The 26,456-nt window shown below is 64.5% G+C and carries 28 protein-coding genes; 10 read left to right on the top strand and 18 right to left on the bottom strand.

Going from position 1 to position 26,456, the window contains the following annotated elements:
• Window positions 1-115 precede the first annotated feature (115 nt).
• Window positions 116-2,341, top strand: a complete 2,226-nt coding sequence (locus IVA80_RS17335; RefSeq protein ID WP_247432500.1) for an exopolysaccharide transport family protein — start codon at window positions 116-118, stop codon at window positions 2,339-2,341.
• Window positions 2,342-2,621: 280 nt separating this feature from the next.
• Here IVA80_RS17335 and IVA80_RS17330 read toward each other — a convergent pair whose 3' ends face one another.
• Window positions 2,622-3,803: a GNAT family N-acetyltransferase gene (locus IVA80_RS17330; protein ID WP_247432497.1), complete on the bottom strand. Its 1,182-nt coding sequence runs from the start codon at window positions 3,801-3,803 to the stop codon at window positions 2,622-2,624.
• 110 nt (window positions 3,804-3,913) lie between these two features.
• Here IVA80_RS17330 and IVA80_RS17325 point away from each other — a divergent pair, with 110 nt between their 5' ends.
• On the top strand, window positions 3,914-4,957 hold the full coding sequence (locus IVA80_RS17325) for a polysaccharide deacetylase family protein (RefSeq protein ID WP_247432494.1): 1,044 nt from the start codon (window positions 3,914-3,916) through the stop codon (window positions 4,955-4,957).
• Here the strand turns inward: IVA80_RS17325 and IVA80_RS17320 are convergent.
• Window positions 4,947-5,168, bottom strand: coding sequence for a DUF2842 domain-containing protein (locus tag IVA80_RS17320; RefSeq protein WP_247432491.1), 222 nt, complete (start codon window positions 5,166-5,168; stop codon window positions 4,947-4,949). The genes IVA80_RS17325 and IVA80_RS17320 overlap by 11 nt on opposite strands.
• 105 nt (window positions 5,169-5,273) lie before the next feature.
• On the opposite strand from IVA80_RS17320, the gene IVA80_RS17315 reads away from it, so the two are divergent.
• On the top strand, window positions 5,274-6,356 hold the full coding sequence (locus IVA80_RS17315; RefSeq protein WP_247432488.1) for a COX15/CtaA family protein: 1,083 nt from the start codon (window positions 5,274-5,276) through the stop codon (window positions 6,354-6,356).
• Here IVA80_RS17315 and IVA80_RS17310 read toward each other — a convergent pair whose 3' ends face one another.
• The 4 genes from IVA80_RS17310 to IVA80_RS17295 all read right to left on the bottom strand — a co-directional run bounded on the left by IVA80_RS17310 (window position 6,357) and on the right by IVA80_RS17295 (window position 9,741).
• Window positions 6,357-6,701 (bottom strand): hypothetical protein, encoded by a 345-nt coding sequence (locus tag IVA80_RS17310; protein WP_247432485.1) that lies wholly within the window; start codon window positions 6,699-6,701, stop codon window positions 6,357-6,359.
• A 116-nt stretch (window positions 6,702-6,817) separates the two neighbouring features.
• Window positions 6,818-8,098, bottom strand: a complete 1,281-nt coding sequence (locus tag IVA80_RS17305; RefSeq protein ID WP_247432482.1) for an O-acetylhomoserine aminocarboxypropyltransferase — start codon at window positions 8,096-8,098, stop codon at window positions 6,818-6,820.
• Window positions 8,099-8,226: 128 nt separating this feature from the next.
• Complete coding sequence (locus IVA80_RS17300) at window positions 8,227-8,811, bottom strand: CoA-binding protein (protein WP_247432478.1); 585 nt, start codon at window positions 8,809-8,811, stop codon at window positions 8,227-8,229.
• Window positions 8,812-8,916: 105 nt separating this feature from the next.
• Window positions 8,917-9,741 (bottom strand): enoyl-CoA hydratase, encoded by an 825-nt coding sequence (locus IVA80_RS17295; RefSeq protein WP_247432475.1) that lies wholly within the window; start codon window positions 9,739-9,741, stop codon window positions 8,917-8,919.
• An 86-nt stretch (window positions 9,742-9,827) separates the two neighbouring features.
• Between IVA80_RS17295 and IVA80_RS17290 the strand changes: the two genes are divergently transcribed.
• The 6 genes from IVA80_RS17290 (at window position 9,828) to IVA80_RS17265 (ending at window position 13,503) form a co-directional block, all read left to right on the top strand.
• A complete protein-coding gene (locus IVA80_RS17290) occupies window positions 9,828-10,256 on the top strand; it encodes a PaaI family thioesterase (RefSeq protein WP_247432472.1) in 429 nt (142 codons plus the stop codon).
• Window positions 10,257-10,411: 155 nt separating this feature from the next.
• The gene (rplM, locus tag IVA80_RS17285; protein ID WP_091965253.1) at window positions 10,412-10,876 is read left to right on the top strand and encodes a 50S ribosomal protein L13; all 465 of its coding nucleotides are present in this window, start codon (window positions 10,412-10,414) and stop codon (window positions 10,874-10,876) included.
• Window positions 10,877-10,878: 2 nt separating this feature from the next.
• Window positions 10,879-11,358 (top strand): 30S ribosomal protein S9, encoded by a 480-nt coding sequence (rpsI, locus tag IVA80_RS17280; protein WP_247432467.1) that lies wholly within the window; start codon window positions 10,879-10,881, stop codon window positions 11,356-11,358.
• A 230-nt stretch (window positions 11,359-11,588) separates the two neighbouring features.
• On the top strand, window positions 11,589-12,809 hold the full coding sequence (locus IVA80_RS17275; RefSeq protein WP_247432464.1) for a GGDEF domain-containing protein: 1,221 nt from the start codon (window positions 11,589-11,591) through the stop codon (window positions 12,807-12,809).
• 58 nt (window positions 12,810-12,867) lie between these two features.
• Window positions 12,868-13,104 carry a hypothetical protein gene (locus IVA80_RS17270; RefSeq protein ID WP_247432460.1) on the top strand — a complete coding sequence of 79 codons (237 nt, stop codon included), beginning with the start codon at window positions 12,868-12,870 and terminating at the stop codon, window positions 13,102-13,104.
• Between the two features lie 102 nt (window positions 13,105-13,206).
• Window positions 13,207-13,503, top strand: coding sequence for an antibiotic biosynthesis monooxygenase family protein (locus tag IVA80_RS17265; RefSeq protein ID WP_247432457.1), 297 nt, complete (start codon window positions 13,207-13,209; stop codon window positions 13,501-13,503).
• 6 nt (window positions 13,504-13,509) lie between these two features.
• Here the strand turns inward: IVA80_RS17265 and IVA80_RS17260 are convergent, their stop codons facing one another.
• Complete coding sequence (locus tag IVA80_RS17260) at window positions 13,510-14,640, bottom strand: AI-2E family transporter (RefSeq protein WP_247432455.1); 1,131 nt, start codon at window positions 14,638-14,640, stop codon at window positions 13,510-13,512.
• 255 nt (window positions 14,641-14,895) lie between these two features.
• Between IVA80_RS17260 and IVA80_RS17255 the strand changes: the two genes are divergently transcribed.
• Entirely contained in the window at window positions 14,896-15,669 is a 774-nt protein-coding gene (locus tag IVA80_RS17255; protein ID WP_247432452.1) for a gamma-glutamyl-gamma-aminobutyrate hydrolase family protein, read from the top strand.
• A 219-nt stretch (window positions 15,670-15,888) separates the two neighbouring features.
• Here the strand turns inward: IVA80_RS17255 and IVA80_RS17250 are convergent, their stop codons facing one another.
• The 11 genes from IVA80_RS17250 to lptF all read right to left on the bottom strand — a co-directional run bounded on the left by IVA80_RS17250 (window position 15,889) and on the right by lptF (window position 26,204).
• On the bottom strand, window positions 15,889-16,110 hold the full coding sequence (locus IVA80_RS17250) for a hypothetical protein (RefSeq protein ID WP_247432449.1): 222 nt from the start codon (window positions 16,108-16,110) through the stop codon (window positions 15,889-15,891).
• Between the two features lie 55 nt (window positions 16,111-16,165).
• Entirely contained in the window at window positions 16,166-16,342 is a 177-nt protein-coding gene (locus tag IVA80_RS17245; RefSeq protein WP_247432447.1) for a hypothetical protein, read from the bottom strand.
• A gap of 44 nt (window positions 16,343-16,386) precedes the next feature.
• Window positions 16,387-16,578: a hypothetical protein gene (locus IVA80_RS17240; RefSeq protein ID WP_247432444.1), complete on the bottom strand. Its 192-nt coding sequence runs from the start codon at window positions 16,576-16,578 to the stop codon at window positions 16,387-16,389.
• A gap of 280 nt (window positions 16,579-16,858) precedes the next feature.
• Window positions 16,859-17,095 carry a hypothetical protein gene (locus tag IVA80_RS17235; protein ID WP_247432853.1) on the bottom strand — a complete coding sequence of 79 codons (237 nt, stop codon included), beginning with the start codon at window positions 17,093-17,095 and terminating at the stop codon, window positions 16,859-16,861.
• A gap of 303 nt (window positions 17,096-17,398) precedes the next feature.
• Window positions 17,399-18,457 carry an alcohol dehydrogenase gene (locus tag IVA80_RS17230; RefSeq protein WP_247432441.1) on the bottom strand — a complete coding sequence of 353 codons (1,059 nt, stop codon included), beginning with the start codon at window positions 18,455-18,457 and terminating at the stop codon, window positions 17,399-17,401.
• 110 nt (window positions 18,458-18,567) lie between these two features.
• Window positions 18,568-19,422, bottom strand: coding sequence for a 16S rRNA (adenine(1518)-N(6)/adenine(1519)-N(6))-dimethyltransferase RsmA (gene rsmA / locus IVA80_RS17225; protein WP_247432438.1), 855 nt, complete (start codon window positions 19,420-19,422; stop codon window positions 18,568-18,570).
• Window positions 19,422-20,456 carry a 4-hydroxythreonine-4-phosphate dehydrogenase PdxA gene (pdxA, locus tag IVA80_RS17220; protein WP_247432433.1) on the bottom strand — a complete coding sequence of 345 codons (1,035 nt, stop codon included), beginning with the start codon at window positions 20,454-20,456 and terminating at the stop codon, window positions 19,422-19,424. The genes rsmA and pdxA overlap by 1 nt, the downstream gene beginning before the upstream one ends.
• Window positions 20,456-21,391 carry a peptidylprolyl isomerase gene (locus tag IVA80_RS17215; protein WP_247432430.1) on the bottom strand — a complete coding sequence of 312 codons (936 nt, stop codon included), beginning with the start codon at window positions 21,389-21,391 and terminating at the stop codon, window positions 20,456-20,458. The genes pdxA and IVA80_RS17215 overlap by 1 nt, the downstream gene beginning before the upstream one ends.
• A 66-nt stretch (window positions 21,392-21,457) precedes the next feature.
• Window positions 21,458-23,941, bottom strand: a complete 2,484-nt coding sequence (locus tag IVA80_RS17210; RefSeq protein WP_247432424.1) for an LPS-assembly protein LptD — start codon at window positions 23,939-23,941, stop codon at window positions 21,458-21,460.
• Window positions 23,941-25,038: an LPS export ABC transporter permease LptG gene (gene lptG, locus IVA80_RS17205; RefSeq protein WP_247432421.1), complete on the bottom strand. Its 1,098-nt coding sequence runs from the start codon at window positions 25,036-25,038 to the stop codon at window positions 23,941-23,943. The genes IVA80_RS17210 and lptG overlap by 1 nt, the downstream gene beginning before the upstream one ends.
• Complete coding sequence (gene lptF / locus IVA80_RS17200) at window positions 25,035-26,204, bottom strand: LPS export ABC transporter permease LptF (RefSeq protein WP_247432416.1); 1,170 nt, start codon at window positions 26,202-26,204, stop codon at window positions 25,035-25,037. The genes lptG and lptF overlap by 4 nt, the downstream gene beginning before the upstream one ends.
• Window positions 26,205-26,456: the final 252 nt, after the last annotated feature.

The raw sequence follows: 26,456 nt of genomic DNA, 5'->3' as shown, positions 1-26,456 counted from the left end.
TGTCGCGCCGTGCGCGCCGGTCGCGGCGGGGCGCGATTAACCCAGCGGCAACCTTAATGGAGTGTAATCGCGCCGGTTGAGGTAGAGTCGCAGCGTTGCCCTGCGGGAGTGTTCGATGCGTTTAGCGTTCTGGCGTGCCGGCAAGGACAAGGCGGTGGTCGAGCGGGCTATTTCGAAGCCCAAAGCCGAAGCGCCAATTGTCGCCAAGCAGGCACATGTCGAAGCCGGCGACATCGATTTGCACGCGCTTGGCGCGGCGTTGGCGCGCAAGCGCGGCTGGATCGTCGTGCCGACGGTGCTGGCCCTGGTCGCCTCCGTCGCCGTCGTCAATCTCGTCACGCCGCGCTACAAGTCGGAATCGCGCATCCTGGTCGACGGCCGCGAGAACGTGTTCCTGCGTCCGAGCAGCGACCGCGCCGAGGAAAGGCAGGCGCTCGACGCCGAGGCTGTTACCAGCCAGGTGCAGCTTGTGCTGTCGCGCGATCTCGCACGCGAGATCATCAAGAAGAACAAGCTTGCGGAGCGACCCGAGTTCGATCCGGTGCTGCAAGGGATTTCGCCGCTGAAGTCGCTGGCGGCGCTGGTCGGCATCGGCCGCGATCCGTTCTCGATGACGCCAGAAGAGCGCGTGCTCGACGCCTATTACGAGCGCCTCCAGGCCTACGCCGTCGACAAATCGCGCGTGATCGTCGTTGAATTCCAGTCCGCCGATCCCGAGCTTGCCGTGCGCGTCGCCAATTCGATCGCCGACGGCTATCTCGTGCTGCAGCAGAACGCGCGCCAGGACCAGGCGCGCAATGCGAGCCAGTGGCTTTCGGGCGAAATCGAGAATCTGCGCAAGAAGGTCTCCGACGCTGAGACGAAGGCCGAGGATTTTCGTTCCAAGTCGAGCCTGTTCGTCGGCACCAACAACACCACGCTGTCGAACCAGCAGATGGGCGAGGTCAACACCCAGCTCAACAATGCGCGGGCGCTGAAAGCGGACGCAGAGTCCAAGGCGCGGCTGATCCGCGAGATGATCCAGAGCGGAAAACCGATCGAATCGTCGGAAGTCCTGAACTCGGAGTCGATGCGCACGCCCTCCCAGCAGCGCGTGGCGTTGCGGGCCCAGCTGGCCGAGCAATCGTCGACATTGCTTGGCAACCATCCGCGCATCAAGGAATTGAAGGCGCAGCTCGCCGACCTCGACACCCAGATCCGGGACGAGGCCGCCAAGCTTGCCCGCACGCTCGAAAACGATGCACGCGCCGCCGGCGGGCGCGTTCAAGAATTGTCAGCGAGCCTCGAGCAGCTCAAGAAGCAGGCGGCCTCCACCAACGGCCAGGACGTGCAGCTCCGTGCCCTCGAGCGTGAGGCCAAGGCGCAGCGCGACCTGCTCGAAACCTACCTCGCGAAGTACCGTGAGGCCAACACCCGCGAGACCATCGACACCGCGCCGACCGATGGGCGCATCATCTCCCGCGCCATCGTCTCGAACACGCCGGCCTATCCGAAGAAGCTGCCGATCGTGCTGATCGCGACGATCGCGACACTACTGCTCTCGTCCGGCCTCGTCGTGACCGGAGAGCTGTTGCGCCAGACCGCGCCGCGCGCGGTGGCTGTGTTCACGCCAGCGCAAACGCAGGTGCCGGTGCGCCAACAGCCGGAGGTCCAGCCGGTCGTCGAACCAATGGTGGATCCGGTTGTGGAAGACCTCACGCCGCTTCAGCCCGAGATGACGGCCGATGCCGACGTCACTGAATTCGCCGAGATCGAGCGTCTGGCCGACAGCCTGCGCGCCGCGGGACCGGCGGCGAAGAAGGTCACCGTGCTCGGCACCGCCTCGGGCGAAGCCATCACGCTGTCGACGCTGACGCTGGCCCGGCACCTGGCGCGCGATGCACGCGTCGTCGTGGTCGATCTCGCCGCGTCCTCGCCGACCATTGCCGCGGTGTCCGTCGATGCTTCGGCTCCCGGCCTCGCCGAGCTGATGCAGGGCGAGGCCTCGTTCGCGCAAATCATCACCCGGGACAAGCTCTCGCGGCTGCACCTGGTCATGGCCGGCCGTTCCGGCTTCGACCGCAGCCTGCTGCAATCGCCGCGGGTGACGCTGGCGATCGATGCGCTGCTTCGCGCCTACGACCATGTGCTGCTGGATGCCGGCAGCGCCTCCGATCTGCCCGCTGAGCTCCTGACGGCGAATGCCCGCGCCGTCGTGGTGCCCGATGTGTCCATGGCCTCCGACGCGCGCACGCTGATGTGCGAACAGCTGAGGGCGGCTGGCTTCAGCGAAGTGACGATGCTGAGCAGGCCGGTGCAGCCGACGAACGCGGTGGACGCGCCGCGCGTGGTGGCGGCGTAGGCGTCTTCTTCCCGCTCCCCTTGTGGGAGGGCAATCGCATTTGAGAGCGGTTTCCCTGCGGCCTCCTTCGAGACGCCCGCTCAGGCGGGCTCCTCAGGATGAGGACGGAGTGCGCGGCGGCAGTTTCAACGGGCACCGATGCCGATTAGCCTCATCCTGAGGAGACCGCGAAGCGGACGCCTGGAAGGACGAGGCGTGCGCTCAGGCAGCCCAAAAGGTCATCTGCGATAGCCCCGCCCCTTCTGGGAGAGGTGGACGCAATTCCGCAAGCCGAGACTTCCTACCCGAACGCCCGTCGCAGCCTTTGTGCCAGCTCGAACATCATCTGGTTCTGCTTCACCAGGCGCTTGCCGCGGCTCAACGAGGACATCGCCATCGCCGCGAGTTTTCCGCGCGCGGTCAGGGGCACGAAGCTGTCGAAAATGTCGTCGTCGTGCTTGCAGAACATGCGCTTGTAATCGTCCGAGCCGATGCCGAGATCGAGCGAGCGATAGCCGCGCTCGGCGTAGCGGTCGATGATGTAGCGCATCAGGATCAGCCCGGGGCTGTAGCGGGCGTGCTCTGACAACGTGTAGGTGTTGAACATCATCGAGAAGCGCTGGTTGTCGGCTACGCCGGCGAAGATCGCGATCACCTCGTCGTCGCATTCGAGCGCATGGATGTCGATGACGCGGCCTTCGCCGCGCGCCGACAGGCACGCGCTGCGGATAAACTGTTCGACGCCGGGCTCGGCAAAGACGTTGGGCAGCTTCTGTTCGGCCATCCGCGCCGGCTTGACGCGGAAGAACCAGTCGAGCAGCCGGGTGACGTCCGCGTCCGCGGTGGCAAGGTGATAGCGGTAGCCGGCGAGCGCGTGGAGCTTCTTTTCCTTGCTCTTGAGGCGGCGGCGGAAGGAGTTGCTGATCCGCGATGCGGGCGGCCCGCCCGGCTCCACCGCCAGGAGGGGGCAGCCGTCGATCGCACTCTGCCGCGGCAGCAGCGCAAACGGGTTGTGCTGGTCGTGCCAGCGCAGCGGCTGCCGCGTCAGCGAGAGCACGTCGGCATGCTCGCGCAGTGGCGCAAGCAGCGTGTCGAGATCGGCGATGGCGGCCTGGGCTGCGAACTCGGCGTCCCATAAGCCCATGTTGAAGGTCGTGTGCTTGCCGCCCATGAAGCAGGCCGTGCGCACGCCGTGGCCTTGCCGCAGCGAGAGCGGCACCAGCAGCAGCGGTCGGCGCTCGGCGTCGCGGGCAATGACGATGAAGGCACGGGCGCCTTCACTGTTGCCGACGAGCCGTTGCCATGGGCTGAGCAGGTCGAAGCGCTGATAGGGCGTGAAGAGGTGACCAGGCTCCTCGAAGGCGCGCCAGACCGCCTCGGCCGCGCCGAGATCGGTAACAATATCGACATGCGCGATACGGCTCGCTTTCGACCGCGCTGGCAATTCTGCCGTCCGGCTTTGCATCGCCGCAGCCATGGTCATTCGCGAAACCTGTCGAGAAACGAAAAATTGGGTATTTCGGCCTGTGGCCGACCTTTGCAAAGAAATGTCAACAAAGGGTAATGAGAATAAGGCGAACGCGTAGGTGGATATTGGCATCCGAGGACAGATGGCTGGAGCGGTTGCGGCTTGAACTGGCCTGGTTCACCGGCCAGGCTGTGCTGCGCAGCCGCGGCGCCGGCGCGATCCTGCGCTTTCAGCACGTGCGGCCGCGGCGGCGCGGCGCGTTTCAGCCACTGCGTGAAAACGAGATCAGTCCGCAATTTCTCGATCGTGCCATCCGCGCGCTGAAGCGGTGGCAGTATGACTTCCTCGGCATGGACGACGTTTGCCGGCGCGCGGTCACGCTGCCGGAGAAGCGGCGCTTCGTGGCGCTCACCTTCGACGGTGCGACAAAAGACCTGATCAGCTTTGCCTATCCGGTGCTTGCGCGCCATGCAGTGCCCTTCACGATCTACGTGCCCACCGCGTTTCCCGATGGTGTCGGAGAGGCCTGGTGGCTCGGGCTCGAGCAGGTGATCGCGCGCGAGAGCCGCATCAGCCTGATGATGGGCGAGAGGGAACAACGCTTCACTGTCGCAGGCAATGCCGAGAAGCAGGCGCTGTTTTCGTTCATCGAGGGGTGGCTGCGTTCGTTGCCGCCGGCAGATTTGTCGGCTGCGATCGCCGATCTCTGCACGCGCTACCGGATCGATCTCGCTGCGGTCTCGCGCGAAGCGTCGATGGATTGGGAGGATCTGGCAAAGCTTGCGGCGGATCCGCTGGTCACGGTCGGGAGCGCGACCGTGAACTATCCCGTTCTCGCCAACATGAAGGACGCCGCCGCGTTGCGCGAGATGACGATGGGCAAGGCGGTCGCGGAAGCGGCCTTCGACCGCGAGATCAGGCATCTGGCCTTTCCGTTCGGCGATCGCGCCTCGTTCCGGCGCAGCCACGTCGTGATGGCTGAGGAGGCCGGCTTTGCCAGCGCCGTGTCGACGATTCCGGGTATCGTGGATGCGGAGGGCCGCACCAATCTGCGCGCGCTGCCGCGGATTTCCTGGGACGGGCGTCGCCGGTCGCTGCGCATGCTGCGCGTGCTGGTGTCGGGAATTGTCTTTGCGCCGGTGAAACCGACGGGCGGAGCTACGAGCTAATTTTGGCGCGGTCGGGCCGCTGCATCCAGCTGACGATCGGCATCGCCGGCAGTACCCAACCCATGCCGACGACCACGTAGTAGATCGCCTGCCGCCAGCCGGACTCGGCGATCCATGGCATCTGCGCCAGCGCCATGCCGAGCAGGGCCCAGACGGTGGCGAGCACCAGGAGCAGGATGGCGCCGAGGAACTTGCGGGTTCGGATGGTCATGGCGGAATGTCGCGGTCTCTTGCGTAACTTGCGCTGCGGGAGCGGGGGACTATAAGGGGCACGCAGTCCGGTTCAAGCCTCATTGGTTCAAGTTTCGCCACTGAAATGACGACGATTTCCGCCCCGTCCGAGCCGCATCGCGCCGTGCGCTGGTGGCTGATCTCCGTAGCCGCCCTGATCGCGCTGATGGTGCTGGTCGGCGGCGCGACGCGGCTGACGGAATCCGGGCTCTCGATCGTCGAGTGGAAACCTGTCACGGGTAGCATGCCGCCGCTCTCGGAAGCGCAGTGGGCCGAGGCGTTCGATGCCTACAAGAAGATCCCGCAATATCGCGAACTGAATGCAGGCATGAGCCTGTCCGAGTTCAAGGAGATATTCTGGTGGGAATGGAGCCATCGGCTGCTCGGCCGTTTCATCGGCGCAGCTTATCTGCTGCCGTTCCTGTTTTTCCTGTGGCGCGGCGGTCTGTCCGATGAATTGAAGCGGCGGCTGTGGCTTCTGTTCGCGCTCGGCGGACTCCAGGGTGCGGTCGGCTGGTGGATGGTGGCCTCGGGCCTCACGGAACGCGTCGAGGTGTCGCAATATCGGCTGGCGACGCATCTGGTGCTCGCACTGCTGATCTTCGCCGGCATCGTCTGGACGGTGCGACGGCTCAAACAGCGGCCGCAGATTGCGGTTCCCGCGCGGCTGCGTTTCACCAGCGCGTTGCTCCTCGCCCTGACTTTCGTGCAGATCTATTTCGGTGCGCTGGTTGCCGGCCTGCGCGCCGGGCGCGCCTATAACACCTGGCCGCAGATCGACGGTGCGTTCGTTCCGTCGGCGGAGCGGCTGTGGTTCGAGACGCCGTGGTGGCGCAACATGTTCGACAACGTGCTGACGGTGCAGTTCGAGCATCGCATGACGGCCTATGCGCTTCTCGTGCTGGCGGCGCTGCATGCGTTCGATGCGGCGCGCTCGCGCGCAGGTGCAGCGGCAAGCGGTGCGCTCTGGCTGTTTGCGGCGGTGAGCTTACAAGCGATGCTTGGCATCCTCACGCTGCTCAACCAGGTGCCGATTGAACTCGCACTCGCGCATCAGGCGGTCGCGATCGCGGTGCTGACGCTTGCGGTGATGCAGACGGAACGACTGGCTTCGCGTCGTTCAGCTGAAGCGCAGCCGCGGCCGGTTCCCGTCAGTCAGGCCGGCTGATCAGCAATAGCCGTAGATGCCGCACGAATAGGGCAGGCGCCAGAAATAATCGACCTGCTTCCCGCCGTAATACGAGCCCTGATAATCGTAATCCCAGGGGCGGCCGTAATAGCCAGGCAGTGTGTGCGAACCGGGCAGCAGCGGCGTGCCCGGCAGATTGCGGATATAGCTGCCGATGCCATAGGCCGGCGAGATCAGCGCATCCGGATCCGTCTCGACATAGACCTTCGGCGGCTCCTGCGGCGGAGCGGCGGCCCGCCGCTTTGGTGTGGCCGGCAGGTCGGCGGCAATCGCAGCCGAGACCGTCAGCATCGCCGCAAGGGCAGGCACCATCCAGCGCAGCATCGTCGGCTCCGAATCAAAAGGGCGATCCAGTGACGATGTATGCGGCAGATATGGTTAATGACTGTTAACCGAGATCGTCCGAGGCGCACGCAAGCGCCCCGGAATGGCCAAGAAAGCTATGCGCCCAGCGCCTGTTCCAGATCGGCGATCAAATCTTCCTTGTCCTCGATGCCGACCGAGAGCCGCACCACGTCGGGGCCGGCTCCTGACTTGACCTTGGCGGCGTCGTCGAGCTGGCTGTGCGTGGTCGAGGCCGGGTGGATCACGAGCGAGCGGGTGTCGCCGACATTGGCCAGATGCGAGAACAGCTGTAGTTTCGACACCAGGCTGACGCCTGCGTCATAGCCGCCCTTCAGGCTGAAGGTGAACACCGCGCCTGCGCCCCTCGGCGCGTATTTGCGCGCGAGCTGGTTGTACTTGTCGCTTGCAAGGCCCGCATAGTTCACCGAGGCCACCGCCGGGTGGCCGGCGAGGAATTCGGCGACCGCTTTCGCATTGTCGCAGTGCTTCTGCATGCGCAGCGGCAATGTCTCGATGCCTGTGAGGATCATGAAAGCGTTGAACGGCGACAGCGCGGGTCCAAGGTCGCGCAGGCCGAGCACGCGGCAGGCGATCGCGAAGGCGAAATTGCCAAAGGTCTCCTGGAGGCGGATGCCGTGATATTCGGGCCGCGGCTCGGACAGCATTGGATATTTGCCGCCGGTCGACCAATCGAAGGTGCCGGCATCGACGATGATGCCGCCGAGCGAATTGCCGTGGCCGCCGAGGAATTTCGTCAGCGAGTGCACGACGATGTCGGCGCCGTGGTCGATCGGGCGGATCAGATAGGGCGAGGCCAGCGTATTGTCGACGATCAGCGGTACGCCCGCCTTGCGCGCCACCGTCGAGATCGCCTCGATATCGGTGATGCTGCCGGCGGGATTGGCGATGGACTCGATGAAGATGGCTTTCGTGCGCGGCGTCACCGCGCGCTCGAAGCTCGCGATATCGTCGGGATCGGCCCACACCACGTTCCAGCCGAAGCTCTTGAACGCATGCGTGAACTGGTTGATCGAGCCGCCATAGAGCTTTCGGGCGGCGATGAACTCGTCGCCGGGCTGGAGCAATTGCTGCAACACCACGACCTGTGCAGCATGGCCTGAGGCGACCGCAAGCGCAGCGGTGCCACCCTCGAGTGCAGCAACACGCTCTTCCAGCACCGCGTTGGTCGGATTGCCGATGCGGGTATAGATATTGCCGAACGCCTGTAGGCCGAACAGCGAAGCGGCATGATCGGCATCGTTGAAGACGAAGGATGTGGTTTGATAAATCGGAGTCGCCCGCGCACCGGTGGTAGGATCGGGCTGTGCACCAGCATGCACGGCGAGGGTTGAAAATCCCGGAAGGCGATCGCTCATTGAGGCGTCCTGTTCTTGTGATCTGAAATCGCGCGGCATGCTGATCGGCGCCGCGCCCGCCGTCAAGGCGCCGCTTCAACGATCGTGCTACCCATTGTCGCGTTAGCGAAATGAATCCTTCGATTGCGTCAGCTTTGCTCGCTCTTGTTTTTGGCGGCGCGATCCGATGCCGCGGTTTCGCCGCCACCGACACTCATCCGATTGAGGGATAGCCGCATGCCTTGTGTCGGCGCCGGCGGGCGTTTCGAACTCAGCGTGCGCGAATTGACACCCATCCAGGAGATCTCGGACGACAAACGGCCATATTCGATCTTGGGGCAGCGGTTCATCACCACCTTGATGCCGGCCGCCTCGGCCTTCGCCGCCGCCGCATCATCGCGTGCGCCAAGCTGCATCCAGATCACCTTCGGCAACGGATCGAGCGTGAGCGCTTCTTCCACCACCGGCATGATGTGGCTGGAGTTGCGGAAGATGTCGATCATGTCGACGGGGCGGCCGATGTCGGAAAGCGAGGCGACGAATGGTTTGCCGAGCAGATCCTTGCCGACATGGCCGGGATTGACCGGGATCATGTCGTAGCCGCGCTGCGCCAGATATTTGAACGCAAAATAGCTCGGCCGCACATTGACCGGCGAGGCGCCGACCATCGCGATCGACTTCACGCTGTTGAGGATGCCGCGGATGTAAATGTCGGGATAGGCGTCGTGGTTCATTGGCTCATCTTCTTGCTGTCGTTGCGAGGAGCGGAGCGACGAAGCAATCCAGTCCGTCTCCGCGGAAGCATTCTGGATTGCTTCGCTTCGCTCGCAATGACGAGGTCATTCATCCCGCCATGTCGGCGTGCGCTTCTCGATGAAGGCGCCGATGCCTTCCTCGGCGTCGCGCGCCATCATGTTCTCGGTCATCACCTCTGCCGTATAGCGATAGGCGTCCGCAAGGCTCATTTCGGCCTGGCGGTAGAACGCTTCTTTGCCGAGCTTGACCGTGTAGGCTGACTTCAGCGCGACCTTTTCGGCCAGCGCAATCGCGGTGTCGCGCTCGGCGCCGACTGCAACCACGCGATTGACGAGCCCGATCTCGCGGGCGCGTGTGGCTGGGATCGGCTCGCCCGTCAGCAGCATCTCCATTGCCTGCTTGCGCGGCACGTTCCGCGACAACGCCACCATCGGCGTCGAGCAGAACAGCCCGATGTCGACGCCGGGCGTGGCGAAGCTCGCCGCTTCCGATGCGATCGCAAGATCGCAGCTTGCCACGAGCTGGCAGCCGGCTGCGGTCGCGATGCCCTGGACGGAAGCGACCACGGGCTTCGGCAGGTGCACGATTGCCTGCATCATTGCGCTGCAGGCGCTCATCATCTCGGCAAAGAAGGCGCGGCCGCGATCCGGATCGGCCCGGCGCGCGGTCAGCTCCTTCATGTCATGGCCGGCGGAGAAGGCAGGGCCGTTGGCGGCGATCACGACGCCGCGGACCGCCTTGTCGTCGCGGATCTCATTGAGCTCGGCATGCAGGCTTGCGATCATCGCCGCAGACAGGCTGTTGCGCGCGGCCGGGCGGTTCAACGTCAGGATCGCGATGGTGCCCGCCGTCTCGCGCAGCAGGATCGGCGGTTGCGGGGAGGGGGCGCGGGCGGACTGGACGGACATTGACGCGACTTCCGGTGGATGATTGCAATTGGATGACGGAGATAACTTAATGTAACAGAGGACGTGAAGCGAGGGTGAGGCGAAGCATGGCGTTAGCGAAAATGAGCGTGGCGGAGGTCGAGCAGTTTCTCCGTGACGAGTTTCCCCAGGCCTTCAGCGGCGACGACATCATGATCGAGAGCGCGGACGGCCAGACCTGCCTGTTGCGCCAGCGCTACAGCGAAAGAATGCTGCGGCCGGGCGGAACCGTGTCCGGCCCGACGCTGATGGCACTCGCCGATTTCGCGATGTACGTCGTCCTGCTGTCCGCGATCGGGCCGATCGGGCTCGCGGTCACCACGAATCTCAACATCAACTTCCTGCGCAAGGGGCAGCCCGGGCAGGACGTGCTGGCGGAGGCGCGGCTTCTCAAGCTCGGCAGACGCCTGGCGGTCGGCGAGGTGAAGCTGCTGTCCGGCACCTCGCCCGATCCGATCGCCCATGTCACCTCGACCTATTCCATTCCAAATGTTTGAGCTTTTGGCGGGTAGTATAATACCATATTTTTAAACCATTGATTTTACACGCCTAATTTACGTCGATGGGCATTGACCGTTGCGCGTCTCTTCTCTAGAAACCGCGTAGTCCGGTGCGGTGTTCGCGCCGATGTCTCCCTCACGGAAATTCTGAGATGAAAACCTTTTCGGCAAAGCCGGCCGAGGTGACGAAGAAGTGGGTGCTGATCGACGCCAAGGGTCTGGTCGTCGGCCGTCTCGCCACCATCGTCGCCATGCGCCTGCGCGGCAAGCACCTCCCGACCTACACCCCGCACGTTGATTGCGGCGACAACGTCATCATCATCAACGCCCAGCATGCGGTCCTCACCGGTCGCAAGCGCGAGCAGAAGACCTACTACAAGCACACCGGTTATGTCGGCCACATCAAGGAGCGCACCGCGCGCCAGATCCTAGAGGGCAAGCATCCCGAGCGCGTGCTCGAGAAGGCCGTCGAGCGCATGATCCCGCGCGGTCCGCTCGGTCGCGTGCAGATGGGCAACCTCCGTGTTTACGGCGGCGCCGATCATCCGCACGAGGCCCAGACGCCCGAGAAGATCGATATCGCCAAACTGAACCGCAAGAACACGAGGGCCGCATAACCATGGCCGAATCCATCCAGTCGCTCGACCAGCTCTCGCAGCTCAAGACGGCGGTGGCGCCCGACGCGCCCAAGCACGAGAAGAAGGTCGACAAGTTCAACCGCGCCTATGCCACCGGCAAGCGCAAGGACGCGGTCGCCCGCGTCTGGATTAAGCCGGGCGCCGGCAAGGTCACGGTCAACACGCGCGAGGTCGAGGTCTATTTCGCCCGTCCCGTGCTGCGCATGATGATCGAGCAGCCGTTCGTCGTGGCGGCGCGCGCCGGCCAGTATGACGTGATCTGCACGGTCGCCGGCGGCGGTCTGTCCGGCCAGGCCGGCGCGGTGCGTCATGGCATCTCCAAGGCGCTGACCTATTTCGAGCCGGAGCTGCGCACCGTGCTCAAGAAGGGCGGCTTCCTCACCCGCGACTCCCGCGTGGTCGAGCGCAAGAAGTACGGCAAGGCCAAGGCCCGCCGGTCCTTCCAGTTCTCGAAGCGTTAATCGCTTCGATCATATTCGCCGCGAAAGCGGCTTCAATGAGATGCAAAAGGGCGCTGATTTCAGCGCCCTTTTTGTTGTTCGTTTGTATGCAAATTGATGACGTGTTTCCCGAAAACTTGGGCCTGCATGACAACCTGAATGGAACCCGCGAGACATAGCGTCGTATTTTGGAAGGGCGCGCAAGTCGGCTGGGCCGATCGCGTAACTGCTATGTCTAGAAGGGGGCCGACATGATGTCGCTCGATAGCATCACGCTCTATTTGGTCGCCACCATGGTTGCCGCACTGCTCGGTGCCATGATGGTGTTTTTCGGAAGGCAGGAGAACAGTCCCGCGCTGAAATGGTGGGGCACCGCGTATCTTCTCGGCGCCGCTTCCGTCGCGCTGTGGACCGCGGCCGCCGACAAGCTCGGCCCGCATCTTTACCTCGCACTGAACGCGGTCGGCTTCGTTGCCTGCGGCATGGTGTGGAATGCGGCGCGCGTCTTCCATGGCCGCAAGCCGAACTGGCCGGGTCTCCTCGTCGGCGCGCTCGCCTGGGCCGCTGCCGCCACGCTGCTTGATCCCGCCGCGTCCATGCTGCGCATGATCATCGGCGCCGGCATCGTCTCGGTCTATGCCGCGCTGACCGCAAGCGAGCTCTGGGTCGAGCGCCGCAAAAGCCTGCAACGGCGCTGGCCGGCCTTCGTGGTGCCGGTGATGCACGGCTGCGTGTTGATGCTGCCGATCCTGCTCGGCAGCTTCCTGCGCCCGAACGATGCCGGCTTCTCCGGCAGCATCTGGGTCACCGTGTTCGCGGTCGAGCTCGTGCTTTACGCCGTCGGCACGGTGTTCGTGATCTTCATGCTGGTGTCGGAGCGCACAGTCACTGCGCACCGGACCGCCGCGTCCACCGATCCCCTGACCGGCATGCTCAACCGCCGCGGCTTCTCGGAAGCCTGCTCGCGCGTGATCGAGCGCGAAGCCAAGGCCGGGCGTCCCGTGACCGTGATGATCTTCGACATCGACCATTTCAAGTCGATCAATGACCGCTTCGGCCATCCCGCCGGCGACGAGATGCTGAAACTGTTCTCGACCGTCGTGGTCAATAATCTGCGCATGACAGACCTCTCGGGCCGCATCGGCGGCGAGGAGTTTGCGGCCTTGCTGCCGTGTTCGCTGGAGGAGGGCGTGCTGGTCGCCGAACGCGTGCGCGAGGCCTTCGAGACCTCCGGCGTGGTGGTCGATGAAGGCCCGGTCGATACCACCGTGAGCATCGGCGTCGCCGGCGGTCCGGCCGGCACCGAGCTCGAGGTGCTGCTGGCCTCGGCCGACACCGCGCTCTACCAGGCCAAGCGCGGCGGCCGTAACCGCGTCGAGGCGGCGGAGGAGATGCCGCTGTCGCTGGAAAACTGGCGCCGCCAGAGCGCTGCGCGGATCGGCGCGCCACAGGCGCGTCCGGCCACCGCCTGAGCCAGAGCAAGCCGTGCGGTAATCCCCTGTTTACCATTCGATCCCTACCATTGTGGTCATGGAATCGATCCGTCGACAGAACCCGCAGGCTGCCCTGATGTCGCTCGAAGCCGCTGCGGCCTCGGCCCGCGGCGGCTTCGCCTGTCTGTTCTCCACCGCGGATGAATACGAGAGCGCGCTGATTACCGAGCGCCGTGCCCAGGGGCGATACACGCAAGGCCGTAGCTACTGGCCGCTCGTGCTGTTCGCGGGTTGCGCGTTGATCGTGGCAGGCACCGTTCTGTCACTCGCCTGAGACCCCCCGCATTTTCAGCCGATCAGGGCGCCGTTTCGGCGCCTTTTTCTTTGTCGCGGGCTGCGGTAGATACGCCCGTCGAACAAAATGGGATGGAAACAGATGATCACCGAGATCGCGCAAATCGACGTCAAGCCCGGCAGCGAGAAGGACTTTGAGGCCGCCGTCGCCAAGGCCAAAGCCGCTTTCGGCCGCGCCAAGGGCTTTCACGGCTTCGAACTGCACAAGTCGATCGAGAAGCCGCAGCGCTACCGGCTGATGGTGAGATGGGAAACGCTAGAGAACCATACCGTCGATTTCCGCGGCTCGGTGAATTTCACCGAATGGCGTGGCCTCGTCGGCCAGTATTTTGCTTCGCCCCCGGAGGTCGAGCACACCGAGACCGTACTGACGACCTGAGCGGCGTCAGGCCGCCTCGGCCAGGGGCGGGGCCTCATACGTCTTGAAATGGTCGATCATGACCTTGGCGATGGCGACCAGTGGCAGCGCCAGCGCCAAACCCCAGATGCCGAACACGACGCCGAGCAGGATCTGAAACGCGAACAGCGTGGCCGGCGGGATGTCCAGCGCCTGGCGCTGGAGCAGCGGTGTCAGGACGTAGCTCTCCATCGCGTGCACGCCGAGGAACAGCAGGAAGGCCGACAGCGCCGCGATCCATCCCGTGGCCAGGCTCGCCAGCACCACAACGACGCCGGCGATGATGGCGCCGACGGTCGGGATGAAGGCGAGCAGGCCGGCCTGGATCCCCAGGATGAACGAGCCGGGAATGCCGATGATGGCAAGCCCGACCCAGGTCACCACGCCGACCGCGAGCATGACGATGATCTGCGCGATCAGCCAACGCTCCAGCGTCTCGCTGATGCGGTCGATGATGAGGGTCGCGCGGATCCGATGTTTGGCCGGTGCGAGGAATAACAGGCCATCGTGATAGAGGCTGGGCTGGGCGGCGAAGGCGAGCCCGAGAAACAGCACGATGAAAATGTTGCCGACGGCGCTAACGGTGCCGAGCAGCAGCTTGAAAGTCTGGCTCACGATCGCTCCGCCGCTGGAGGCGAGCGCACCGGCACCCGGCAAATTGCCGTGCGAGGCCGCCGGGGCGGGTGTCGACCCCGCGTCAGTGGAGGCGGTGGGTGCGGCGTTGCCGAGATCGAAAAAGCTGGTGTCGATGCCGTGGCTATCGAGGAACGACTTCACGTTGGTGATCTGCGACTTGATGGTCTTGCTGAGCAGCGAGGTCTGTTCGGCAATAGTGGCGCCGCCGAGATAGGCGACGCCTGCGAGCATCACGGCGAGCGCGATGCAGACGATCGCGAGCCGCATTGCATGGGGCAGGTGCACGCGGCGGCCGAGTGCGTTGGTCAGGGCATTGAGGCCGACGCCGAGCAGCATGCCGGTGAAGATCAGGAGCAGGGTGGCGGCAAAATGCCAAGTGAAGGCCAGGAGAGCCGCGAACAGCACGACTCCGATGCCGCCGACCGAGATCGCCCAAGCGAGGTCGCTGCGGGACCGGGTCCGTTCATCTCTGGGAATCGTCACATCATGTCCTTTTCGGGGGCCAGCGTGAGGCACTCTTTCGCGAAATCCCCCCTCGGATCAAGTCGGGCGCTGGCGCGATTTGACGCGTCCACGGCCGCGCGGGCAACGCTGGCGGGGGCGAAAGGATGTCGTGGCCGCCCCGGCCGGGCATTTGCGCGAAAATAGCATTGCCGTCCCGCGTACCCTTCTGTTGAATTTGTTCCATCCGGGGGGCATGTTCGGAGAATCTTCTTATGGGGGAGGTCGGAACAGGAGATGAGAAAGCCGGTCGTCGGCGTGATCGGGAACGCCCATCGCGTCGAAAATCGATTTCAGGTCCAGATGGTCGGCGAGCGCAATTTGCGGGCCGTGGCCGAGGTCTCCGGCGGCCTGCCGGTGATGTTCGCGGGCTCGCCCGACATCACCGATATCGCGGCGCTGCTCGATACGGTCGACGGCGTCATTCTCACCGGCGCCCGGGCCAACGTGCACCCGACCCGTTTCAACGTCGATCCTTGCGAGAAGCACGAGCCCTACGACATCCACCGCGACGAGGTCGCGCTGGCGCTCTCGGTCGCCTGCGTTGCCCGCGGCATCCCGCTGTTCGGCATCTGCCGCGGCCTCCAGGAGATGAACGTCGCCTTCGGCGGCTCGCTGCATCCGGAGATCCGCGAAATTCCGGGTCGCATGAACCACCGCATGCCGCGGCTGGAGACTGGAGAGATCCATCCCGATCCCACCGTCGTGTTCGCCGACCGCCACGAGGTCGATCTCACGCCAGGCGGCGCCTTTGCAAAATTGCTCGGCTGCGAAAAGATCCGCGTCAATTCCCTGCATGGTCAGGGCATCCTGGAGCCGGGCGAGCGCGTGTTCATCGAAGGCATCGCCGAGGACGGCACCATCGAGGCGATCCGCATTGCGGAAGCCCCGACCTTTGCGCTCGGCGTGCAATGGCACGCCGAATACGATCCCCAGCGCAATCCGATCAACCGCAAGCTGTTCGAGGCTTTTGGCGAAGCGCTCGTGGCGCGGCAGCGCGCGGCGGCGTAGACGGTCGCGCAGGTGAGAGCGCGCAGGGCAAGCGCTCACCACATCGTCATTGCGGGCGCAGCGAAGCAAATCCAGAGTCTGTCCGCTGTGGGATTCTGGATTGTGTCGCTGCGCTCGCATGCGGCCCGATGGAGTCAGGGCCCGCGTGCTGCGCACGCAATCCGGAACGACGGAAGGAGGGGCCGCATCGTGATGCGGGGGGCGGTAAGTTGCGAACGGCTACTTCCACACACGCGCCAGCGTGAGCCCCAAGCTCCCCAACGCTGCGCTGATGAGACCCACCATCGCATAGGATTGCGCGAAGACGCCGGTCTGAATAAAGACCTGCGCCGCGATGACGAAGCAGGCGGCGGCGAGCAGCAGGCAGGCGCAGCCGACGATGATCGACAGATAGCGTATCGTGGCTGCAACCGGTCTTGCGGGTGATGCGGGATCGTTCATGCAGGGTTACAACAGCGCGGTAGACAGCGGGTTCCTCCGCAGCCGCGCACGAGCATCAGTCGCGCGCGCAGCTATCGACGAGAGCGCGCCAGATGCGCTGGACTTCAATTGTTCTCTGGAGTTCGAGGACGTGGTTCTCGCTCTCATGAGAAGGTGTCGCTTCCAGATGTGTTTCGCGCGGTACGATCCAGCGCTCGGATATCGGATCGTACCATTTGCCGAGATTGGCCAAGCTCGTCTCTCCTGTTTCGTCTCCCCCGTTGATTATCCGATCGCCTATCCCATGCGCCTGTTGCTGGTGTTCTGGGTGAGGTTGCCATGCGCGGCCTGCTCGCGAATGTTCTGCTTCTCGTCGCCGCGATGGCTCTTGGTGGTATCCACCGGAACCGATGGCGCGCTGCCCGCGCCCTTGTGGCTCCTGTTCTCTTCGGGAACGGGCTGCACCGTTCCTGTCAGCGGCTTTGTCATCGAGTCTGATTCCGTCGTTGCCCAACGAGATGTGAACGCGTGGGACATTCGCGGCGTTCCAACTGGTGGTCCGAAGTGATCAATGCGAAGGCGCTGTCGCGAAGGTTTCCAGCGAAACCGCTCTGTCCGGTGTTGCGCGCGGGGCACGCTGCGAACTTTGTTCTCGTCCGGAGAACACTTTGTTCACGTCCGGAGAACGACGTAATTTCGAAATCAGCCCGGGCCTTCTGTTCAGGAGTGAACATAAGGCGCGTGGTCCCGGGGTCTGCGCTGCAGGCTCTTATCGGAGACGGATATGGCGTTCGGCCGGGAGGCGGCGTTGGCCTACCTGCTTGCGGTAGGCATCAATCGCCTTGTTAGCGAGCATCAGCTGCCGGCGCTCGCCGGTCCTGAGCTGCGCTTCGATGGCGTCCAGAATAATGTTCGCGGTCTCGTCCGCAGGACCGAGTTCGCCGCTCTGCTCCAGGAAGCTCCAGGCGATGAAGAATGCGCTTTCGACGGTGCAGCGAATGGACATACGCTGCCAACTCGGTCCGACCGCCGCCGTTCCGTGCGCGGCGATTGGCGACCACGGCGACGATCGCAAGCGCGATGCCGCTGCGATCAGGCCGTACGCGATCGCGGCGGCGCCGGATTCGTCGGCCGGGAAGCGGCGGATGGTCTGCATGGTCTCATCAGAATTCGAAAGAGAAAGCTGGCGAGGGGCTAAAGGTTCGCGCCCTACCGGTTCCCCGTTTGGAACCGGACTTGCGTCAATTCGGGGCTGATTGTGCTGGAGAAAGCGACGCTGCGAGAGGTATGTCTCGCTGTCTCGCGAAATTCAGTTCTTCAGAACGATGCGGCCGACCACCTTGCCGGCGCGCAGCTCGTCGATCCATTTCTGGACGTCGCCCATCGGCTCTTCCTGCATCGGCGTCGGCTTGATCTTGCCGGCGCGCGCGAGTGCCATCAGCTCCTGCGCTTCCGGGAGCGTGCCGACCATGAAGCCCTCGATGGTCATGCGCTTGTAGACCCATTGCACCATTGGCAGCGTGAACTGGCCGCCCATCAGGCCAGACACCACGATCTTGCCGCCGCGCGCGGCGACGGCCACCGCAAACGCCATCGACTTCTCGTTGCCGGCGAAGTCGACGATCTCGTCGAAGCCGCCCTCGGTCTCCTTGAGGATGCGCTTGATTACGTCGGGCTCGGCCGGATCGTAGGCGACCGCTGCACCGTTCTTCAGCGCAGTATCTCGCGCGGCGCCGCTGAGATCGGCGACCGTGATCGGCTGCTTGAACATGGCTTGCGCGAACGACAGGCCCATCATGCCGACGCCGCCGAGGCCGATCAGCAAGAGGTTGCGCTGGCGCGGACGATCAACCAGGCGCTTGAGCGCGCCATAGGCCGTCACGCCGGAGCACATCAGGGTCGCGGCCTGGTTGACGGGCAGGGGATCGTAGTCGAGCAGGTATTTCGCGTCGGGCACCAGCACGTGGGTGGCGAAGCCGCCGTCGATGGAGACGCCGAGGAAGCGCTGCTTGGCGCAGAGGTTCTCGTCGCCATTGGCGCAGTCGCGGCACTGGCCGCAGCCAATCCACGGAAACACCGCCTTCTTCGCGCCGACGAGGCTTGCCGGCGCGTCGGGGCCGACCTCGTCAACGATGCCCGCGATCTCGTGGCCGAGCGTGAACGGCAGCGTCATGCCGCGCGTGGTGTCGAGCTTCTTGCCGCCGCCGAGATCGGCATAGCCGTCCTGGATGTGCAGATCGGAATGGCAGAGCCCGCAGCGCTCGATGCGCACCAGCACCTCGCGTCCTTGCGGTTTTGGGGTGTCGACGATGGTCTCGCACAGCGGCGCATCAAACTTGACCAGGGATTGCCGACGCATCAACGCCATTTTCTTTCCTCCGGAATTTGCACCAGAGCGCGATCATCGCGCTTTGGTCTCGTTATCCAAGCATGGTCTCTTCGGAAAGCCGCTTCACACCTTTCCGGATCATGCTTCTATCAGCCTTGGCTGCGTATATCCGCCAATTCACGCGCCATGGCAACAAAGCCTGCGATCGGAATCGTCTCTGCGCGCCGCGTCGCATCGACGCCCGCGGCGGCTGCAAGTCGCGCGGGATCGACGCCGAGCGCTTTCAGGCTCTGGCGCAGCATCTTGCGGCGCTGGCCGAAGGCTGCGGCCGCGACCTTTTCGAGCAGCTTGCGATCGCAGGGGAGAGGCTCTGCGCGCGGCTTGAGGCGCACGACGGAGGAGGTGACCTTCGGTGGCGGCACGAAGGCCGACGGCGAAATGTCGAACAGGATTTTGGTCTCGCAGCGCCAGTTGGCGAGCACGCCGAGACGGCCATAAGCCTCCTCATCCTCGCGCGCCACGATGCGTTCGCCGACTTCGCGCTGGAACATCAGGACCATCATGTCGTACCAGGGCGGCCAGGGTTCGGTCGTAAGCCAGTTGATCAGGAGCTGGGTCGCGATGTTGTAGGGCAGGTTCGCGACGATCCTGGCCTTGTTGCCGTCGAGCAGCGGGCGCGGGTCGAAGGTCATGGCATCGCCATGCACGATATCGAGCCGGCCGGGATAGCGCGCGGAAATGTCCTCCAACGCAGGGATCGCGCGCTCGTCATGCTCGATGGCGATGACGCGTTTGGCCCCGAGCGCGAGCAACGCGCGCGTCAGCCCGCCCGGGCCCGGACCGATCTCGACGATGGTGGAGTCGTCCAGCGGCGCCGCCGCACGCGCGATGCGCGCGGTGAGGTTGAGGTCGAGCAGAAAATTCTGGCCGAGCGATTTGCGCGCCGACAGCGCGTGCTGGCGAATGACCTCGCGAAGCGGCGGGAGGTCGTCGATCGCGCTCATCAGTTTTGCGCAGCCGCCATGCGGCGCGCAAGCATCAAGGCGGCGATCAGGCTTGCCGGATTGGCCTTGCCGCTGCCGGCGATGTCGAACGCGGTGCCGTGGTCGGGCGAGGTGCGGATGAAGGGCAGGCCGAGCGTGACATTGACCGCGTCGTCGAAGGCGATCGTCTTGATCGGAATCAGGGCCTGGTCGTGATACATGCAGATGGCGCAATCATAGGTGTTTCGCGCGGCTTCGTGAAACATGGTGTCGGCGGGCAGCGGGCCTTTCGCCTCGATGCCGTCGCTGCGCAGCGCCTTGAGCGCCGGCGCGATGATGGTCTGCTCCTCGTGGCCGAGCGAACCGTCCTCTCCGGCATGCGGGTTGAGGCCGGAGATCGCGATGCGCGGCCTCGTGATGCCGAAGCGGGATTTCAGCTCGGTGGCGACGATGCGCACGGTCGAGATGATGAGCTCGCTGGTGAGCTGGGCCAGCGCATCGCGCAAGGAGACGTGGATCGTCACGGGCACCACGGCGAGGCGTGGAGACCACAGCATCATCACCGGCTGCGGCACGCGGCCGTCCTCTGCGGCAAGCTCGGCAAGGAATTCGGTGTGGCCGGGATGGCGGAAGCCCGAGCGGTAGAGCACGCTCTTGGCGATCGGGTTGGTGACGACGGCGCTGGCGCGGCCTTCACGGACATCGGCGACCGCCTGCCGGATCGAGGCGAGCGCGGCCGGTGCGCTCGATGCGTCGGGCGTGCCGGGCCCGGCCGTCGCACGTTCGCCGGTTGCAACCACGGGCAGGGCATCAGGGAAGGCGGCTTCGGCCTTGCTGGCGCTCACGGCAGCGATCCTGATATCGGCGCCGAGCGTCTTGGCGCGGCGCGCGATCAGCGCCTCGTCGCCGAGCAGATAGAAGGCGGGCAAGCTCAGTTCGCGGCGCCTGAGCCAGGCTGCGATCGTGATGTCGGGGCCGATGCCGGCAGGCTCTCCCAGGGTCAGGGCGAGGGGCTTCGAAGGCTTGGTCGAAGGCTCTATGGGGAACTTGGCCATCAGCGGTTGCGATATTCGATCATCGCCGCCTTGCGGAGATCTTCGAGATAGGCCTTCTGGGTCTTCTCGTACTTCTCCGAATACATCTTCTCGCGGACCTCGCGCTTTTTCGGGGTGTCGATCATGGTCGGCTTGCGCGCGCACAGCACGACCATCTCGATGCCCTGCTTGGTCATCTCGGGTGCGGTCAGGTGGCCGATCGGGGTGTCGTCAAGCACCTTGCGAAGCGCCTCGGGCAGGTCCGCGGTGGTCTTGGTGACGGTGTCGCGGATGGTGGCGTTCGGCGTCGAGCGGAACAGCGAATTGGCTTCTTCGCAGCTTCCGACGCGCGAGCGATAAGTCTCGGCCTCCTTGTGCCGCGTCTCCAGGAACGCCTGGGACGAGCCGCGCGGCACGATCAGCACGATCGGCTGCATCTTGTACTCGGTGCCCTCGATCTGGAGCTTGTCGCCGGTCTGGGCCTGCACGGCCTGTGCGACGTCGCGTTCGCCGACCAACAGCTTCTCCTTGAAGCGGCCGCGCACGAGGCTGGTCCAGACCATCTCGGCCTTCATGCGCCCCTTCAACGTCTCGGGGCGGACGCCCTTGACCTCGAGCGACTTGGTGAGCTGATCCGGCGTGATTCGCATGCGCTGCGCCATGCCCTCATAGGACTGGTTGATGTCGGAGACGCCGGGATCGACGCCGAACTTCTTGCCTTCCTTGAGCTTCACCTTGTCGTCGATCAGCTCGTTGATGACCTCCTGCCGGCTCGGGGTCTTCTGCGTCGTCAGCTGGTCGAGCTTGGAGCGCTGCTCGATGTCGAAATCGGTGATCGGGTCGCCGTTGACCATGACGACGATGTTCTGCGCCCGCGCCGGCGCGGGAAGGCCGGTCAGGATCAGCCCGGCGCCGAGGGCAAGGAGGAGGCGGAAGACAGGCAATTGGGTCGTCATGATTGTCGCTCGCATGTCAGCCGAAATGAGCCTGCGATCGGGAGACCGGCCGTCACTTCGGATGGTTCATTGCAGACCGGAAGAGCTGGCTCCCGTCGAGGTCGCGAGCGTGCGCAGGCCGATCTGGAACATGAACGCGTGGCTCAGCACGGGCGGCGTTGTGCCCGCGGAGTAGCTATACGAAGTTACATAGTTCGCCGCCAGCACGAAGCAATCGTCGACATAGCCGGCGCCGAGTACATACTGGTTGATCTTGTTGGCCTCGAGGTCCCAGCGCGCCGAGCCCGTCACCACCCAGTTGGCCGCGACCTTCAGCGAGCCTGACGTCAGGATACCCTCGCGGCGCGTCAGATAGCCGAGCTCCGGCTGCGGCGCGTAATTGCCGTACATCATGCTGACCGACCAGCGATTGAAATTGGCGCGGCCTTCCGCCTCGAAGCGCTGCACGTTCCAGGTCTGCTCGTCCATGCGGGAGCGGACGCTGAACGTGTAGGTGCTGTTGGGCGAGTAGCTGGCGCTCGCCACGTAATCCGAGCGCGGCTTGTCGAGGCCGGAATCCAGGCCGGTATTGATGGAGTCCTGGACCGCGTAGGAGTTCATCCCGAACAGCTGGTAGGACTGGCCGAACAGCACCTTGACGGCGCCGCCCTTGTCGAACTGCGTGGTGGACTGCACGCCGACATTGGCGCGGCCGCCGCCCTCGACGCGGTCGTAGCCGGAGAACTTGTCGACGCTGAACAGGTTCGAGGTGTCGAACACCATGCTCTGGGCGTCCTCGTTGGGGAACCTGCCGGCATAGGTCTCATTCGGCCGGATGATGATCTGCGCGATCGGCTCGATGGTGGTTGAGCCCCAGGGCTGAATGTTGATGAAGGGATAGCGGTATTCGAGGCCGACGGTCGGCATCAGGCGGAACGCCTGGGTGTCGCCGACGGGCAGGTAGTTCGACACGCCCGGCTGGTTGGAAACCGAGGAGTTGATCGCGTCGGCGCGGAGGCTGGCGAACGGGGTCCAGATCTGGCCGAACGGATCGGTGAAGGACTTGCGCCACTGCGCTTCGGCCGTGAGGCGGGTGTAAGTGCCGGGGAAGCCGCGCAACAGGCACTGTGACGGCGTACGGGCCAGCGGATCGGCGGATGCCGTCGTGCACAGGCTGTTGGTGTTGGCGAGCGTGGTGATCGGGTCGAACACCGCGGCGTCACGCGACAGGTTCACGAAATTGGTCTTGTAGCTGAACTCGCCGCCGAACACCGGATAGTTGAGCACGTTCGAATAGTCGATCACGGGATAGACGACCGGCACCTGGCTCTGGTTGCCCGAGAAGCTCAGCCAGTACATCGTGCGCGCGTCGAAGAAGCTGCGATTGCCGACGCCGGTCAGATAGAGCTGCGACAGCGCGTCGGTCGGCAGGTTCAGGAACGAGCCGAGCGGGTCGCGGTACTGCGCGAGCCGATAGTCCGACATGAAATAGTAGTCTGAGAGCAGCACGCCGTCCCAGCCGAAGACCCATTTGTCGTTCAGCGCGAACTGGCCCTTGGTCTCGACGCCGCCGCGGAACTGGCGGTCGCCGGGCTGGCCGACGAACTGGCCGGGGTCGAGCTGGTCGATACCGTAGACGCGGATCTGATAGGCGCCGTCCATCAGGCGCTGGCGGAACTCGGCCTGGAACAGCACGCCCTGCTTGGAGGTGATGCGCGGGCTGAAGGTCGCGTCCATGTCGGGCGCGATCGCCCAGTAGAAGGGGACTTCGACGCCGTAGCCGAACGCGGTGTAGGACGTGAAGCCCGGCATCAGGAAGCCGGTCTTGCGCTTCACGGTCGGATCGGGCGTCGAGAAATAGGGCATGTAGGCGAGCGGCACGCCGAAGAACTCGAGCTGTGCCGTCTCGAAATACAGCATCTTCTCCTGCTGGTCGTGGATGATGCGCGCACCCTTGACCTGCCACAGCGGCGGCTTCTTCGGATCGTCCTTGCACGGCGCGCAGGCCGTGTAGACGCCGTTCTCGAACACCGTGTAGTTGCCGCTGGAGCGGTCGGCGCGGCTCGCGGCCATGCGGGTCTGGTCGGCCGTGTCCACGCGCAGCGAATCGACGAAACCGTCGCGGTAATCGTCGGAGAGATCCAGGATCTCGGCATAGGTGATCTTGCCGTCGGCATCCGTCATGCGGATGTTGCCTTCGGCATGCAGCCGCTTGGTCTTCTGGTCGTAGATGACCTTGTCGGCCTCGACGCTGGTGCCGTTGTAGAACAGCTGGACGTTACCGACCGCGGAGACGCGCGAATTGTTGTAGTCGTAGTCGACCTCGGTCGCCTGAACCAGCATCTGGTTGTCGTTGGCGGCCTTCGGCGGCTTCGGACGCGGCGGCAGCGGATTGTAGGTGAAGCTCTGGGCGGAGGCTGGCGCCACGGCGGCAACGTCCATGAGGCCACCGAGCGATGCCACGGCGGCGGCAGCAAGCAGGAGCCTGCGGATAGACAAGCCGCACCCGTTCGCGCGCACCACAATGCGGCGCGTCAAACGAGACACGAGCCCTCGATGGACGGCAGTCACTAACCGTCCTCCTGATACAGCAAGGCCAAAAAGCCGGTGAGGCCGCCCACCACCACGGGCAACCACGCCGCAGCGATCGGATGCATCAACTCAGCCTTGCTCAAGTCTTCAGTCACTTTCGACAAAACGTAGAGCAGAAAGCCTGCGCCCACGCCACTCAAAACCATCTTCTGCACGCCGCCCATCCGGAAGAAGCGCAACGACACGGAGGCCGCGAGCATCACCATGGCAGCCAGCAAAAACGGCTGCGCCAGAAGCTTGTGATACTGGAGTCGATAGCCGGCTGTCGCGAAGCCCGAGCTTTCGGAGGAGCGGATGTAGCTCGGTAGTTGCCAAAAAGACACAGTCTCGGGTGTGGAAAAGCTGTTGCGAATCTGGGCCTCGCTCAGCGTCGTCGGAATCTCCAACGTCGCCTGGTCGATCGGCGGCGAATCCAGCGAGAAGCGGCGCACCGATTTGAACAGCCAGTGGCCGGCCTCCAGCGCCGCCTCGCGTGCCTCGATCCGCTCCTTGAAATGCCAGTCCGTATCGAATCGGAACAGGGTCAGGCCGGTCAGCCGGATGCCCTGCTGCTCGCTGCGTGCCGCGTTGATGATGACCTGGCCGTCATTGGTGACCTGGTTGAGCCAGAAGCCGGAGGCGTCCTGGATGCCGCCGCCGGGCGCCGAGCCGAACAGCTCGGCTTCCATGCGCTTGGACAGCTCGCGCAAATTAGCCGACATCGGATTGTAGGCGGCGGTGGCAATCACCCCGATCAGGAGCGCGCTGCCGAGCGCGGGCGAGATGAACTGCCATGCCGAGATGCCGGCGGCGCGCGCGACCACGAGTTCGAGCCGGCGTGAGAGGGCGAGATAGCAGGTCATGGCGCCGATCAGCATGCAGAACGGCGTCAGCTTCTCCAGCAGTTGCGGCACCCGGAACAGCGACGTTTCGGCCACCATGATCGCGGAGGCGGATGCAAGGCCGGAGGTCTTGCGCACCATCTCGATGTAGTCGACCAGCACAAGCAGCAGGAAGATGCTCGCGAACACGCCGAGCGCCGCGACGACGAAGCGACCGGCGAAATAGCGCCCGAGTGTGTTGGTGAGCATGCTCATGCGGTGGCCGGCCGTCCGAACAGCCGCGCGATGCGCGCGTTCGACCTGTTGATGGCCTCCATGAGGCGGGCAGGCGGCTCGACCACGACGCCGCCGACGATCAGCCACATGCCGGCACCGATGGCGGCCGTCAGCATTGCATATTGGACCAGTGCCGCGACCGGCGACTTCACCGCCATCACCGAGCAGGCAAACCCCGCCATGCGCAGGCCGAACACGGCGATCACCGAGCCGCCGATCGAGAAGTTGCGGCTCTGGCGCGTGGTGCGCGGCGCGCCGAGGAAGGCGAAGGTCAGCGCCGCAAACGCGAACGGATAGAGCGGCGCCATGATGCGGTCATGCAGTTCGGAGCGGAACTGGCCGGGGACGGCCTTGTAGACGGGATCGTCCTCGGACGGCGCGAACAATTCCCAGAGATAGCGCTCGCGGATGCCGAGGGTGACGTCGTGACCCTGGCCCGAGAACTTCGACATGTCGAAGCCGTAGCGGCCGAACGCCACCAGCGCGGGATCGCGCTTGCCGGCCTCGAAGCGCTGGAGATTGCCGTCCTTGAGCACCAGGAATGAGCCGTTCTCGTTCTTCACGACCTCGCCATGCTCGGCGACGATCGAGACGCGCTCGTTGGGATCGCGGCGGTCGTCGATGAAGATGCCGGCGAGGATGCCGCCGGGCTGGCGTTCGCGGATCCGGATCGTGAGGTTCTTGTCGAGCTGGGCGAAGCGGCCGGGCTGGAGGATGTTGGTGAGCACGTCGGCGGTGATCTCGGCGTCCCACTGCTTGATCCGCCGCATGCCGTCGGGGGCGAGATAGGCCGCGATGAAGGCGACCAGCAGCGCCACGACACAGGTGGCGTAGAAGAACGGATAGAACAGCCGGAGCGGCGAGAAGCCGGCGGCATTCATCACGATGATCTCGGAATCGGTCGCGAGCTTGTTCAGCGTGTGCGAGATCGCGATCATCAGCGCGATCGGCGAGATGATCAGGACCAGCGCGGGCACGACGAGGCTGGTGATGCCGAGAAAGGTCAGGATGGTCTGACCCTGGCTCGTCATCAGGTCGATGCCGCGCAATGCCTGCGTAATCCAGATCACGCCGGTGAGGCTGACCAGGACGAGCGCAAACGACGCCAGCGTCGTGCGGAAGATATACCTATCGATCGACCCCATGCGCTACCGCACGAATCCCCACCAAAGCCCACTACAGTCCCGGGAATTCCCTGCTGTCCGACCCATCCCAAAAGGGATCCCCAGGGTCGCGCAGCCATCTCGTCCACCGGCTTACTCTCTCACTACCATCCCTTTGATCCGTCAACAAAATGGCTGCCCCGTGGCACCCTCAACATATGGTTAATATTTCCCTCGTTGTGGCCTAGCAGCCACGGGGGTGCTTGGCATCTGCCGGGCCGGTGGCCCATAGTG

The organism is Bradyrhizobium sp. 139, from assembly GCF_023074175.1.
Classification (GTDB): domain Bacteria; phylum Pseudomonadota; class Alphaproteobacteria; order Rhizobiales; family Xanthobacteraceae; genus Bradyrhizobium.
This window is presented reverse-complemented; position numbering and strand designations above follow the sequence as displayed.